Annotated in this window: 9 protein-coding genes and 2 pseudogenes; 10 read left to right on the top strand and 1 reads right to left on the bottom strand. The window is 70.8% G+C overall.

The genetic code is table 11. The features are described 5' to 3' along the window. The first annotated feature begins 273 nt into the window (after window positions 1–273). The 3 genes from K6K41_RS15315 (at window position 274) to K6K41_RS15305 (ending at window position 2,544) form a co-directional block, all read left to right on the top strand. Complete coding sequence (locus K6K41_RS15315; protein WP_261401244.1) at window positions 274–1,314, top strand: cell wall hydrolase; 1,041 nt, start codon at window positions 274–276, stop codon at window positions 1,312–1,314. A 277-nt stretch (window positions 1,315–1,591) separates the two neighbouring features. Further along, window positions 1,592–2,071: a hypothetical protein gene (locus K6K41_RS15310; RefSeq protein ID WP_261401243.1), complete on the top strand. Its 480-nt coding sequence runs from the start codon at window positions 1,592–1,594 to the stop codon at window positions 2,069–2,071. 11 nt (window positions 2,072–2,082) lie between these two features. After that, window positions 2,083–2,544: a hypothetical protein gene (locus tag K6K41_RS15305; protein ID WP_261401242.1), complete on the top strand. Its 462-nt coding sequence runs from the start codon at window positions 2,083–2,085 to the stop codon at window positions 2,542–2,544. Window positions 2,545–2,571: 27 nt separating this feature from the next. Here the strand turns inward: K6K41_RS15305 and K6K41_RS15300 are convergent, their stop codons facing one another. Next, complete coding sequence (locus K6K41_RS15300; protein ID WP_261401241.1) at window positions 2,572–3,507, bottom strand: DMT family transporter; 936 nt, start codon at window positions 3,505–3,507, stop codon at window positions 2,572–2,574. Window positions 3,508–3,909: 402 nt separating this feature from the next. On the opposite strand from K6K41_RS15300, the gene K6K41_RS15295 reads away from it, so the two are divergent. From K6K41_RS15295 to K6K41_RS15270, 7 genes and pseudogenes are all read left to right on the top strand, one after another. Next, a complete protein-coding gene (locus tag K6K41_RS15295) occupies window positions 3,910–4,266 on the top strand; it encodes a hypothetical protein (protein WP_261401240.1) in 357 nt (118 codons plus the stop codon). Window positions 4,267–4,573: 307 nt separating this feature from the next. Continuing rightward, window positions 4,574–5,266, top strand: a pseudogene (locus K6K41_RS15290) (beta-ketoacyl [acyl carrier protein] synthase domain-containing protein); the annotation flags it as partial. A 187-nt stretch (window positions 5,267–5,453) separates the two neighbouring features. After that, window positions 5,454–8,348: a type I polyketide synthase gene (locus tag K6K41_RS15285; RefSeq protein WP_261401239.1), complete on the top strand. Its 2,895-nt coding sequence runs from the start codon at window positions 5,454–5,456 to the stop codon at window positions 8,346–8,348. Then, entirely contained in the window at window positions 8,297–10,006 is a 1,710-nt protein-coding gene (locus K6K41_RS30000) for a methyltransferase domain-containing protein (RefSeq protein WP_346433457.1), read from the top strand. Before K6K41_RS15285 ends, K6K41_RS30000 begins: the two co-directional genes overlap by 52 nt. 1 nt (window position 10,007) lies before the next feature. Next, a pseudogene (locus tag K6K41_RS29530) lies at window positions 10,008–10,787 on the top strand (zinc-binding dehydrogenase); the annotation flags it as partial. Window positions 10,788–10,995: 208 nt separating this feature from the next. Continuing rightward, complete coding sequence (locus tag K6K41_RS15275; protein WP_261405748.1) at window positions 10,996–12,129, top strand: beta-ketoacyl reductase; 1,134 nt, start codon at window positions 10,996–10,998, stop codon at window positions 12,127–12,129. Continuing rightward, entirely contained in the window at window positions 12,126–13,523 is a 1,398-nt protein-coding gene (locus K6K41_RS15270) for an aminotransferase class I/II-fold pyridoxal phosphate-dependent enzyme (RefSeq protein WP_261401238.1), read from the top strand. Before K6K41_RS15275 ends, K6K41_RS15270 begins: the two co-directional genes overlap by 4 nt. The last annotated feature ends 3 nt before the right edge of the window (window positions 13,524–13,526 follow it).

Genomic DNA, 13,526 nt, shown 5'->3' with positions numbered 1-13,526 from the left:
TTCCTCGACGGGCCGCCGCCGGGATCGCCGATCCGTCTCGGCGACATGGCGAGCGCCTGAGAACTCAGGCCTCCGGCGGCTTGGAGATCGCGGCGGTTCGGTGGCGGCCGGCGGCGCGAGGAGCGGTTTATGACCGCCGTATTCCAACTTTGGTCGGACCAAACGTACGGGCGTTAACGAATTGATAACGGTTCGTGGCTTGTTTACGGTCCGTTAATGGCCGTCGTCTGATCGGGGGAGCGGGCGGCCAGCATGAAGACGGGGGTTCCCGATATGAACGCTTGGCGCTTCACGCGCGTATCGGCCGTGGCCGCGGTCTCGCTTGCGGCGGCGGCCTGCTCGCAGCAGCCCAGGCTGGCGGCGACGTCAGCCATCCAGCCGGTGAGCTTCACCGCGCAGGACCGCGAATGCATGGCGCGGGCAATGTATTTCGAATCCCACCGCGGCGCCGACGAGGGCATGGTCGCGGTCGGCACCGTGGTGGCCAACCGCAAGGACAGCGGCCGCTGGGGCTCCACGGTCTGCGAGGTCGTCGGCCAGAAGCGCCAGTTCGCGCCGGGCGTCATGACCCGCACCATGGACGGCGAGGCCGCCGAGCGCGCCCGCCGCAACGCCGAGAAGGTGCTCTCGGGCCAGCGCCATCCGGCGCTCAAGACCGCGATGTTCTTCCACACCGCCGGCTACAAGTTCCGCTATCCGAACATGCACTACGTGCTGGTCGCGGGCGGCAACGCCTTCTACGAGAAGCGCGAGGTCGTGACCGCCGAGGACGCGCGCCAGAACGCGAAGTCCAAGGCCCTCGCCCTCGCCTACGCCCGCATCGATCCGACCGGCGCCTCGAAGTCGATCATGGTCGCCTCCAACGACGCCTCCCGTCCGGCCCCGCAGCCGGTCGTCGTCGCGACGGCCCCCGTGGTCCAGCCGACGGTCGCGCCCGCCGCGCCGCAGCTCGCAGCCGTGGCCCCTGCGCCCAAGGCCGCCCCGGCGCCGCAGCTCGCGGCGGCTCCCGCCGCGCCGAAGGCCGTCGTCGCCGCCATCGCGCCCGCCAAGCCTGTCCGCGCCAAGCCGGCCGAAACGCCACTCGCCTTCGCGTCTGCGGACGAGCAGCCGGCGGCCGCCAAGGCCCTCATGCCGACCAAGCGCGTGCTTCAGCCGTCGAAGCTGACGCCTGCGCTCGCCTCGGCCGCGCCGGTCGCGGCCCCGAAGGCGGAGCCTGCGCCCGAGAAGGCCGAGACCGTCGCCGCGGAGCGGTCGCGCTCCTACGCCTACAACGGCGAAGTCGCCGCCGCCTTCGCGGCCTTCGACATGCGCTAGCGGTCAATACGTAGTCGCACGAATGTCGTGCGCCTGCCGATTGGGTTAAGTCTTCGTTCGCCGGGGTCGGGGGGCCTCTGGCGCACTCTTCGAAAAAGGCGTCGCCTTCCGGGCGGCGCCTTTTTCTCGTTCCGGCGCCCGGAAACCTCCCCGAAGCCCATCTGGTCCGACCGCACTAAGTAGTTGCCCGACTGCACCGGCCGCACGTCATCCGCTATTCCTCGCAACCGCCGGGCGCGGCCGAGAAAGACCGCGCCGCCTTTCGGGAGCGCTCGTCATGCGGTTCGCCTGCGCCTGCCTTCTCGCGTCAGCCAGCCTCCTGCTCCCCTCCGCCGCCGGGGCGGCGGTCGTGTGGCAGGGCCTCGCCACGGTCACCGCCGCGACGCCGTCCTGTCGGTCGGACGTCTCCGAGCGCCGCAGCATCGCGGTCGGGACGGTCTTCCGCACGGTGCTGCGACCCAAGAACCTGTCGGACAACGGTCCCGACACGCGCGTCGCCTTCGTCCATGACGGGCAGGCGCATTTCGCGATCATCCTGCCGGGCGGCTCGGCGAGCGGAACCTACGCCTCCTTCGGCGTGACCCATTCGGGCCTGCTGAAGGCCAACGACGCCGCGCCCTACGCCAAGATGGCCATGACGCCGAAGTCGCCGAGCGCGACCACGCCGTTCGTGACCTTCGCGGGCAAGGTCGAGAATTTCATGTTCATTTCGGGATGCACGATCTCGTTCAGCGCCGCCTACGGCCTGCGCCCGTGAGGAGCCACGTCATGCTGAGACCGTTCCTTTTCGCGCTGCCTTTCGCCGCCCTGGCCGCCTCCGGCGCGGAGGCCGAGACCGTGTTCGTCGGCGACTCGCTCGTGCTGTCGACCACGACGACCTGCGGAACCTCGATCGCGGCGGGCGAGACCGCCCGCCTCACCTACCGGCCCGCAGGGGCGAAGCTCGGCAACGGCGGCGACAGCTATCTGGCCTATGTGGCCAATCGTTCGAGCTTCACGATGACGATCGCCGGCGCCGTGTTCGGATCCGGCCAAAACTACGCCGGCCAGAACGTGAGCTCCTATCTCGGCGTCGCCACCATCGTGGGCGGCGTCGTCGGCTGGCAGCAGAGCCCCGCGAAGATCGGGCCCGACACCGAAACGATCGAACTCACGGCGACGCTCGCCAACTACCTGACCATCAAGGGCTGCACCGTCACGATCCGCAGCAACCTGATCCAGGTGAAGTGACCGGCCTGGCCGGCGGAGGGGCGCGCCTCAACCGGGGGGCGCGGCTTCCGCCGGCCGCGGCTTTCTGGCCGCCACCGCCACGCCCGCCAGCACCAGCGCGAAGCCGATCGCGTGGAACACGTAGGGCCGCTCGCCCAGGAACAGGATCGCCATCACGGCGCCGAACACCGGCATCAGGTGGAAGAACGGCCCGGCCCGATTGGCGCCGATGAGCTCGACCCCGCGGATGAAGCAGATGTAGGCGAGCGTCGAGGGGAACACGATCACGTAGCCGAGCGTCGCGAGCGTCACGGCGTCGAAATGCATGACCCGGCCCTGGGAGATCTCCCACAGGAACGCCGGCGTCAGCATCAGCACCCCGAGCCCGACCGTGAAGGTCAGGAACGACAGCCAGTGCATCGCGGGCTTCAGCCGCAGGATCGCGGAATAGAGCGCGTAGATCGCCATCGCGCTCAACATCCAGATGTCGCCGACGTTGAACCTGAGATGCGCGATCGCCGCGGGGTCGCCGCGCGTCAGGATCACCGCGACCCCGACGAGCGAGGTCGCGACGCCGAGCGCCTGCCCGCCGGTCGGCCGCTCCTGGAACAGCGCGAAGCTCCACAGCGCGATGATCAGCGGGCCGGTGGACTGGATCAGCAGGCCGTTGAGAGCTTCGGTGTGCTGCAGGCCCCAATAGGCCATCGTGTTGTAGAAGGCGACGCCGGTCAGCGCCATCAGCGCGAGCCGCCCGGGATGGGCGCGGATCGTCGGCCAGTCGCGCTTGAGATGCGGCCAGGCGAAGCCGATCAGCAGCGCGAAGGATCCAGCCCAGCGCACCCAGGACAGCCCGACCGGCGGAACCTTTCCGGCCGCGAACCTTCCAAGCACGATGTTTCCGGCCCAGAACAGCGAGGTCAGGGAGAGCAGGAGATAGGGCCTGTCGACCACCGACCGGCCCCATCGCGCGAACAGGCTCGGCATCATCGACCCTGGGACTGGCGGTTGCGGCGCCGGAAAAACCGGGCGCCGCGGAGCGCGAAGACGCGCGCGGCGGGACCCGCGCCTATGGAGGGCCTCGACCGGCGCGTCAACGCCCGCCGGCGCAAAACCTGTCGGTCGCTGGCGCACGGGCGCCCTGCGGCCGCGCGGGACGTTAGGGATAACGTCGTCCGACGAAGGACATGCGACGAAGGCGCCGCAGCATAGCGAGGCGGCGGTGATATGATCCGCGATGGTTCGGCGCGCAGGGGGGCGCTCCGATCGCCTCATTTTCTATTGACGGTCCGTCCGGACCGCCGACCACCGATCGCCGGGCCTTCCCCTCCGCCGGCAGAGCCCCGGAGCCGTCGCGTTCGCGCCGCGGCTCCTCGAGGAGCATGCCGCATGACCAACGAAACCTTCGAGCTGTTCGACCTCTGGAGGCGCCAGGCGGCGTTCGCCGGCGGATTCGCCTCGCTCGCGCCTGCGGCCGGCTTCGTGATGGCGACTCGGCTCGCCCGCCTCGCGGTCGAGGGCAGCGCGCCGAGCGCCGGCGGCCTGCGCGAGGCCGAGCGGATGGTCTCGGAGAAGATGGTGGCCGCCGTCGAAGGCGGGGCCGCCGCCGCGCGCGTCCTCACGGGCCTCGTCACGGCCGCGAGTCCGCTCGCCGCCGCGGGCGTGATGATGTCCGCCGGCGAGGCTGCGATGAAGCCCGCTGCGCGTCGCGTGAAGGCGAACGCGCGGCGTCTCGCGCGTCCGTGAACGCCGCTCCGCGCCCTCATCCGAAGGGCGCGCCCACACCGTCATAAATGGTATCCTGATGGGCTCCTGAAGCCTTGCACGGGCGCCTGCGGGCTTCCTGTCACGCGCTTGACAGCTTGCGACAAAGCTCTGATAGACGGACCTAGCCCCCAAGCAACTTGGTCCCGCCCGGCCTCGCCGGGCTTCTCCCGGAGTCCGGGCGCATGAATGGTTTCGAGCAGGCGGCCTGTCACAATCGAGCGATCGCGATGGGATCGCGACGCGGCCCCGCTCGTCCGATCCGCCTGACCGGGACGCGTTCGAGCTCATGACGAAACAGCCTGGTCTCGCAATCGTCGGTCGGTCCTGTCGGCTGCCCGGCGCCAACGACGTCGACGCTTTCTGGCGCTTGCTGGCCGAAGGCCGTTGCGCCGTCACGCAAATCGGCGAAGAGCGCTGGTCTCACGCGCGCTACCTGCATCCCCGAAAGGGCGAGGCGGGCAAGAGCTACACGTTCGCGGCCGGCGTTCTCGACGACATCTGGAGCTTCGATCCGGCGGCCTTCGGCGTGTCGCCGCGCGAGGCCGAGCAGATGGATCCGCAGCAGCGCCTGGCGCTGAAGCTCGTCTGGGAAGCGCTTGAAGACGCAGGAATTCCGCCCTCTTCGATCGCCGGCAGCGAGACCGGCGTCTATGTCGGCGCGTCCGCGCTCGACTACGGCAACCGCATCATTTTCGATCCGTCGTCGGCCGACGCCTATTTCGCGACCGGAAACACGCTCTCGATCGTATCAAATCGTATTTCGTACATTTACGATCTGCACGGTCCGAGCTTCACCGTCGACACCGCCTGTTCGTCGTCGCTCGTCGCCCTCAACGAGGCCGTCGCGGCGCTCCGCGCGGGGCGCATCGAGCGCGCCGTGGTGGTGGGCGTTTCGATCCTCGCCAGCCCCTTCCCGTTCATCTCGTTCGCGCAGGCCACGATGCTGTCGCCGCGCGGCCGCTGCCACGCCTTCGACGCCTCCGGCGACGGCTATGTGCGCGCCGAGGGCGGCGTCGCGATGGTGCTTGAGCGCGCCGACGTCGCGCGCGCCGCGCGCCGTCCGATGCGCCTGATGATCGCGGGTTCCGGCGTGAACTCCGACGGCCGCACCGTCGGCATGTCGCTGCCCTCTGCCGAGGCCCAGCTCGGCCTGCTCGAGCGCGTCTATGTCGAGGGCCGGCGTCGATCCCGACAGCCTCGCCTTCATCGAGGCGCACGGAACGGGCACGCGCGTCGGCGATCCGGCCGAGGCCAACGCCATCGGCGCGGCGATCAAGAAGCGCACCATCGGCAAGCTGCCGATCGGCTCGGTGAAGACCAATGTCGGCCATCTCGAGCCGGCCTCGGGCCTCGTCGGCCTGCTGAAGGTCGACCTCGCGCTCGAGAACGATTTGCTCCCGGCGAGCCTGCACGTCACCGAGCTCAACCCGGACATTCCCTTCGACGAGCTGAAGCTGCACGTCGCGACGCAGGCGGTTCCGCTCGCCCGCGGAAGCGCGCCGCGCTTCGCCGGCGTCAACTCCTTCGGCTTCGGCGGCACCAACGCCCATGTCATCGTCAGCGACCCGAGCCCCGAGGACCGCGCCGGCCGCGCCGCGCCGCGCGTCGTCGAGGCCGACGGCCGCACGCCCGTGCTCGCGCTCTCGGCGCGCTCGCGCGAGGCGCTGACGGCGCTCGCCGCCTCCTACTCCAAGACGCTTGAGGGCCGCGACGCCGCTTCGGCCCGCCACGTGGCGTCGAGCGTCGCGCAGACGCGCGACCTGCTCTCGCGCCGCCTCGTTCTCGAGAGCGACGATGCGACCACCTGGGCCGAGACGCTGAAGGCGATCGCCGAAGGCGGCGAGGCCAAGGGCGCGGCGATCGAGCAGTCGGTCGGCCGCGAGGCTCCGGTCGCCTTCGCGTTCGCCGGCAACGGCTCGCAGTGGCCCGGCATGGGCAAGAAGCTCTATGAGACCAACCCGACGTTCCGGGACAAGGTCGACGAGATCGACGGTCACTTCAAGAAGATCGCCAGCTTCTCGATCGTCGAGGCGATGTTCGCCGACGACGTCGCCGACAAGCTGAAGCGCGCCGAATACGCCCAGCCGATCCTGTTCTCGGTGCAGGTCGGCATGGTGGCGGCGCTCCAGGCCGCGGGCGTGACGCCCGACATGGTGCTCGGCCATTCGGTCGGCGAAGTCGCGGCCGCGCACGCTTCCGGCGCGCTCTCGCTCGCCCAGGCCGTCGAGGTCATCCATTCCCGCTCGGTCCACCAGGAGATCGCCTGGAAGGCCGGCGTGATGGCGGCCGTTCTGATGCCCGCCGACGAGGTCCAGAGCCTGCTCGACGAGGGCGGGTTCAAGGGCGTCGAGATCGCGGCCGTCAATTCGGAGCGCTCCATCACCGTCTCGGGCCCCGAGGACGAGATCAAGGCGCTGTCGAAGTTCGCCCGCACCAAGCGCGTGCCGGTCCGCGTGCTCGACATCGACTATCCGTTCCACACCGGACTCATCGACGGCGTGCGCGAGCCGCTCGCCAAGGACCTCAAGGGCATGAAGGCCCGCGCCGCCGAGCGCCCCTTCGTGTCGAGCGTCCACGGCGCGGTGACCGACGGCGCCAAGCTCGACGCCGACTACTGGTGGGCGAACGTGCGCCAGCCGGTGCTGTTCTCGGCCGCCGTCGAGGCGGCGCTTCAGGCCGGCGCCCGCGTCTTCGTCGAGATCGGCCCGCGCACCGTGCTGCAGACCTATCTCGCCGACGGGCTCAACACCGCCGAGATGACCGGTGGCGTGGTGGCCTGCGACGACCACAGCGCGGCCGAGCATGACCCGATCCGCCGGGCGCTCGCGCGCGTCGTCGCCAAGGGCGGCCGCGTCGACCGCGAGGCGGCGTTCGGCCGGCTCAGCGGCCCGGCGCTGCGTCTGCCGACCTATCCGTGGCAGGAGACCTCGTTCGCGGTCGGCGTCACGGGCGAGGCCCAGTCGTTCTATCGCGGCTACGACGCCCATCCTCTTATCGGGTCGAGGCTTCGCGCCGATTCCGACGAGTGGACCCTCCATCTCGACCCGGACCTCTCGCCGCTGATCGCCGACCACAAGGTCGGCGGGCGAGTCGTCGTGCCGGGCGCGGCGCTCGCCGAAATGGCGCTCGCGGCCGGCCGGGCCTGGCTCGGCCAGGAGCAGGTCGAGCTCGCGGACTTCGAGATCCCGCACGCGCTGACCCTCGACCCCGAGCACATCACCGAGGTGAAGACCCGGCTTTCGCCCGAAAGCCGCACCGTCGAGATCATGAGCCGTCCGCGCCTGCGCGACGACGGCTGGGTGGTGCACGCGCTCGGCCGCATCTCGCCGATGCCGACCGCCGACATCCACATGCCGGCCGCCCCTGAAGGCGAGCCCGAGCTCTACGCCGGCGCCGGCCTCTACGAGCAGGCGCTGACCTACGGCCTCGACTTCGGCCCGGCGTTCCAGAACGTCGAGAGCGTGAAGCGCTACGGCTACGAGCGCCTCTCGGTGCAGCTCAAGCCATACGCCGACCGCGTCGGCCAGATGGACGCGCGCTTCGGCCTTCATCCGGCGCATTTCGACGCCTGCTTCCACTCGCTGCTGACGCTGTTCGGCGCGCATGGCGTGCGGCCGGACGTCACCTATCTGCCGATGCGCTTCGGCCAACTGCGGCTCTACAAGCCGGGCGTTCCGCTCGCCGGCGCCGAGGTGGTGATCCGCCGTCTCTCGCCGCGTTCGATCGACGCCGTCTTCACCTTCCTCGACGAGGCGGGCGAGGTCGTCGCGATCCTCTCCGACGCGCGCTTCCGCGCCGTGACGCTCGCGCGCCGCACGCCGCTCGATCGTCTGGCCTATCACGTCGCCCCGGCGCTGATCGCGCCGGCCGGGACGCCTCCGAGCCGGTCGCGGCTTCGGCGCTCGCCGCGCTCGCTTCGTCGCTCGGGCTCGTGGGCTCGGACGAGGACGAGCGTCCCGAGGACGACCTGCTGCTCGAGGCCTTCGCGATCGCGGCGGCCCATGAGGCGGTGTCGGCCCTCTTCGGACGCAAGCGCGAGGGCGCGATCGCCGCGCTCGTGAAGAAGGGCAAGCTCGCCGAGGCTTCGGTCGCGCTCGCCAACCGCCTTCTCGGCCTGCTGGAGGAGCGCGGCCACGCCTCGCTGAACGGCGAGACCTGGACGGTCGTGGCCAAGACCGGTCTGCCGGCTGCGGTCGAGATCCTGCGCGCCGTGCTCGCCGACCATCCCGACCGCGGCGCGGAAGTGGTGCTCGCCACCCGCGCGGCCTCGCTGCTGCCCAAGATCCTGAAGGACGGCCCGCGCGAGAAGCCCTACGGCTCCTCGACCGTCGGCCACGCCGGCGGCGGCGCGCCGCTGGTCTCGTTCGGCGCCAAGGCGCTCGCCAAGCTCGTGGCCGAGCACGTCGCCAAGGCCCCGGCCGACCGGCCGATCCGCATCCTCGAGATCGCGGCCGGCTCCGGCGCGCTCACCCGCGCGCTCGCGCCGCTCGCCGAGAATCCGCGCGTGACGCTCGCCGTCACCGATCCGGACGCGACCGTCGCCGAACGTCTGCGCTTCGCCTTCGCGAGCCTGCCGAACGTCACGGTCGAGGCGTTCGACCCGGCCAACGAGGCGAGCGCCGGACACAGCGCCGACCTCATCGTCGGCGCGCTCGCCTGGGGCGCCTCCACCGCGAGCCCGGAGGCGATCCGGCGTCTCGCCGCCCATCTCGACGACGGCGGCCTACTGGCGCTCGCAGCGCTCGAGCCGACGCCGTTCCTCGACGTCGTGTTCGGCCTGCAGACCGGCTGGTTCTCGCGCTCGGCCTCGGACGACTTCCCGATCGGCGACGCCCGTTCGGCCGAAGACTGGCGCGCCGACCTCGCGGACGCCCGCCTCGTCGACGCGACCGTGGCGTCACTCGCCGACGCCCGTTCGCCCACCAACCTCATCCTCGCGGCCAAGCGCCGGAGCTCCGGCGCCGCAGAGCTGACGGCCGCCGGAAAGGCGCGCGCCACGGTGTTGGTCTCCGAGGCCTCCGGGCCTCTCGCTGGCGCCATCGCCCGCGCGCTCGAAGCTCAGGGCCGCACCGTCGACCCGCGGCCCTTCGGCGGCGCGTCGAACGGTTCGGCGGTCTGGGGCGAAACGCCCGATCTCGGCCTCGCCGCCGCGCCGAAGAACGCGAGCGAGCCCGTCGCCGACGTCATCGTGGTGCTGGACGGCTCCGAGGTCGACGGCTCCGCGGCCGTCACCGAACGCTCGGGCCGCCTCCTCGGCCTCACCCGCGCGGCTCAGGCCGCCGGCGCCCGCCTCTGGGTCGTGGCCGAGGGCTCGCTTGCGGGCGCGCTCGGCCAGCCCCGCGACCGGCTCGACAACGCCGCGATCGGCGGCTACCTGCGGGTCGTCCGCAACGAGTTCCGCGGCACCGACATCCGCCTCGTGGACGTCGCGCTCGACGCCAAGGCCGCGGGTCTTGCGGTCGCGGCCGAGATCGCCGAGCCGCGCGCGGACACCGAAATCGCCATCGGCCCCGAGGGCGTCAGCGCGCCGCGCCTGCGCCCCGGCCTGCCGAAGCTCCCCGTCAAAGCCGCGACGGGCGGCCATCGCGTCGCCGCGCTGGAAGCGGGTCGCGAGGGCGGCCTCGACGACCTCGGCTGGCGCGCCGCCCCGAGCGCGCGCCGGGCGAAGGCGAGATCGCGGTCGAGGTCTCGGCCACGGGCCTCAACTTCCGCGACGTGATGTGGGCGCTCGGGCTCCTGCCCGAAGAGGCGCTCGAAGACGGCTTTTCGGGTCCGGCCTCGGCATCGAGTGCGCGGGCGTGGTGACGGCCGTCGGCCCGGGCGTGAAGCGCCTCAAGGTCGGCGACCGCGTCTCGGCCTTCGCGTCGGGCTCCTTCGCCTCGCGCGTCGTGACCTCGGAGCTCGCGGCCGCGAAGCTGCCGGACGGCATCTCGTTCGAGGAAGGCGCGACCATCCCGGTCTGCTTCCTCACCTCCTACTACGCGCTCGTCGAGCTCGCCCGCATCAAGCGCGGCGAGTGGGTGCTGATCCATGGCGGCGCCGGCGGCGTCGGCTTGGCCGCGCTCCAGATCGCGCTGTGGAAGGGCGCCAAGGTCATCGCGACCGCGGGCTCCGACGAGAAGCGCGACCTGCTGCGCGGGCTCGGCGCGACCCACGTGCTGTCGAGCCGCAGCCTCGACTTCGTGGACGAGGCCAAGCGGCTCACGGGCGGCGTCGGCGTCGACGTGGTTCTGAACTCGCTGTTCGGCGAAGCGATGGAGCGCTCGCTCCAGACGCTGCGTCCGTTCGGCCGGTTCCTCGAGCTCGGCAAGCGCGACTACTACGCCAATTCGCGCCTCGGCCTGCGGCCGTTCCGCCGCAACATCAGCTATTTCGGCATCGACGCCGACCAGCTGTTCATCTATCGCCGCGACCTCGGCGAGAAGCTGTTCACCGACGTGCTGAAGCTGTTCGGCAAGGGCGTGTTCGCGCCGCTGCCCTACCGCGTGTTCGAGGCCGACGAGATCCGCGACGCCTTCCGGCTGATGCAGCAGTCCGGCCACATCGGCAAGATCGTGGTCCGCCCGCTCGACCCCGCGAAGCTCCCGGCCGAGGAGCCCACGGGCTGGAAGCCGGCGGAGGGCGTGCATGTCATGATCGGCGGCCTCGGCGGCTTCGGCATGGGCCACCGCCGAATGGCTCGTCGGCCGCGGCGCCAAGAAGCTCGCGCTGCTCGGCCGCTCCGGCGACAAGGCTCAAGGAGCCAAGGACGGCGTGAAGCGCCTCCGCGACGCCGGCGCCGAGGTGAAGGTCTTCGCCTGCGACGCTTCCGACGAGGCGGCGCTCAAGAAGGCTCTCGACGAGACCCGTAAGGAGCTCGGACCCATCGGCGGCATGTGGAACGTCGCCATGGTGCTGCGCGACTCGCTGCTCGCCAATCTCGACGCCGAGAACTTCACCGAGGCGCTCAAGCCCAAGATTGACGCCGCGGCGGCGATGGAGAAGCTGACCGCCAACGACCCCGTCGGCGACTTCGTGGTCTATTCCTCGGCCACCACCGTCATCGGCAATCCGGGCCAGTCGAACTACGTGGCGGCCAACTCCTGGCTCGAGGCGCTCATGCGCAAGCGTCGCGCGGCCGGAAAGCCCGGCCTCGCGATCGCCTGGGGCGCCCTCGGCGACGTCGGCTATCTCGCCCGCACCGGCGAGGTGAAGGAGAAGATCCAGAAGCGTCTCGGCTATGCGACGCTCTCTGGCGCGGAGGCTCTCGAAGGCCTCGGCCGCGTGCTCGCCCAGGGCGACATGCGGCTCGAGACCGGCGTCGTGACAATCGCCCCGATCGACTGGGGCCAGGCGCGCCGCGACCTCGCTTATCTCAGCAGCCCGACCTTCACGCAGGTGCTGGCCGACGCCGAGATGGGTCCGCAGGACAGCGGCGAGCAGGTCGACCTTGCGGCGCTCGTGCGCGGCAAGGACGCCCGCGAGGCGCGCGACATCGTGGCCGAGGCGCTGACCAGCGAGGTGGCCCGCATCCTGAAGCTTCCGGCCAAGGAGATCTCGCCGCAGCGTCCGCTCGCCGAGCTCGGCATGGACAGCCTCATGGGCCTCGAGCTGCGCATGTCGGTCGAGCGCCGCTTCGACATCGACCTGCCGCTCGTCGCCATCGGCGACTCGACGACGCTGCTCACGATCGCCCAGACGATCGTGTCCCGCATCCATGAGCCGGACGCGGGCGAGGCTGCGGCCGTCAACTCCGACCTTGCGGCCCGCCACATCGGCGACGACGTCGACCACGCCGAACTCGCCGAGTTCAGCGAGGCGGTCGAGGCCCGCAGGCTTTCGATGGGACGCGCGAACGCATGAGCTCACGGCGTGGCATCGGAGCGCTGTCGCGCTCCGCGAAGGACGGAATCCTGGGCGCGATCCGCGCCCAGCCGAAGGTGGAAGCCGAACGGCCCGCGGGCCCGTCGCCGACCGTCGTGACGCGGCGCGCCAAGCGCGGCGACCGCTTCGCCGACCTTCAGGAGCTGAAGGACGTCAAGACCCAGCAGGCGGTCGCGGACCTGATCGGCGTCCAGAACCCGTTCTTTCGCATGCATGACGGCTGCGCGGGCGCGACCACGCATATCGACGGCAAGACCGCGATCAACTTCGCGTCCTACAACTATCTCGGCCTCAACGGGCACCCGGAAGTCCGCGACGCCGCCAAGGCCGCGATCGACCATTACGGCGTGTCCTGCTCGGCGAGCCGGCTGGTGGCGGGCGAGCGCCCGATCCACCGCGAGCTCGAGCACAAGATCGCGGGCTTCTACGGCGTCGACGACGCGGTCGTGTTCGTGTCGGGCCACGCCACCAACGTCGCGGCGATCGGCCACCTGATGCGCTCCGGCGACCTCATCGTCTATGACGCGCTCGCCCATAACTCGATCGTCGTGGGCGCGACGCTGTCGGGCGCCGACCGGCGCATGTTCGCCCACAACGACCTCGACGCGCTGGAAGAAATCCTCGTGCGCCAGAGCCACTCCTACGAGCGGGTTCTGGTCGCGGTCGAGGGTCTCTATTCGATGGACGGCGACTTCCCGGACCTCCAGCGGCTTGTGAAGATGCGCGACCGCTACGGCTTCTGGCTGATGGTCGACGAGGCGCATTCGCTCGGCGTGCTGGGCGCGACCGGCGGCGGCATCGCGGAAGAATGCGGCGTCGACCCGAAGGACGTCGACATCTGGATGGGCACGTTGTCGAAGACCATGTCGGGCTGCGGCGGCTACATCGCCGGCTCCCACAGCCTCGTCGAGTACCTGAAGTTCTCCGCCCCGGGCTTCGTCTATTCGGTCGGCATGCCGCCGGCGGTCGCCGCCGCCGCCATCGCCTGCCTCGACATCCTCAAGCGCGAGCCCGACCGCGTCGCGAAGCTGCGCGCCAATGGCGAGCGCTTCGTCGAGAAGGCCAAGGAGGCCGGCCTCGACGTCGGCGACGCCAGCGGCACCGCGATCGTGCCGGTGATGGTGGGCGACAGCCTCCGCGCCGTCCACCTCGCAAACCGCCTCCTGGAGCGCGGCGTCAACGCGCTGCCGATCGTCCATCCGGCGGTGCCCGAACGTTCGGCGCGGCTTCGGTTCTTCATCACCTCCGACCATTCCTTCGAGCAGATCGACGAGGCGGTGGCGCTGACGGCGGAAGAGCATCACGGTCTCGCCAAGGCCGGCTTCGGCATCAAAATGGCGGCTGCGCTCGCCAAGGCGACGCGGCCGGGCTGATCC

The sequence above is a fragment of the Chenggangzhangella methanolivorans genome (assembly GCF_019797865.1).
GTDB classification, from domain to species: Bacteria; Pseudomonadota; Alphaproteobacteria; order Rhizobiales; family Methylopilaceae; genus Methylopila; species Methylopila methanolivorans.
The sequence above is the reverse complement of the archived record's forward strand: the minus strand, read 5'-3'. Positions and strand labels throughout refer to the sequence as shown.

What these genes read in the sequence shown, in the direction of transcription:
- K6K41_RS15315 (WP_261401244.1), top strand. Translation starts at nt 274, where the DNA reads ATGAACGCTTGGCGCTTCACGCGCGTATCGGCCGTGGCCGCGGTCTCG.
- K6K41_RS15310 (WP_261401243.1), top strand. Translation starts at nt 1,592, where the DNA reads ATGCGGTTCGCCTGCGCCTGCCTTCTCGCGTCAGCCAGCCTCCTGCTC.
- K6K41_RS15305 (WP_261401242.1), top strand. Translation starts at nt 2,083, where the DNA reads ATGCTGAGACCGTTCCTTTTCGCGCTGCCTTTCGCCGCCCTGGCCGCC.
- K6K41_RS15300 (WP_261401241.1), bottom strand. Translation starts at nt 3,507, where the DNA reads ATGCCGAGCCTGTTCGCGCGATGGGGCCGGTCGGTGGTCGACAGGCCC.
- K6K41_RS15295 (WP_261401240.1), top strand. Translation starts at nt 3,910, where the DNA reads ATGACCAACGAAACCTTCGAGCTGTTCGACCTCTGGAGGCGCCAGGCG.
- K6K41_RS15285 (WP_261401239.1), top strand. Translation starts at nt 5,454, where the DNA reads ATGTCGAGGGCCGGCGTCGATCCCGACAGCCTCGCCTTCATCGAGGCG.
- K6K41_RS15270 (WP_261401238.1), top strand. Translation starts at nt 12,126, where the DNA reads ATGAGCTCACGGCGTGGCATCGGAGCGCTGTCGCGCTCCGCGAAGGAC.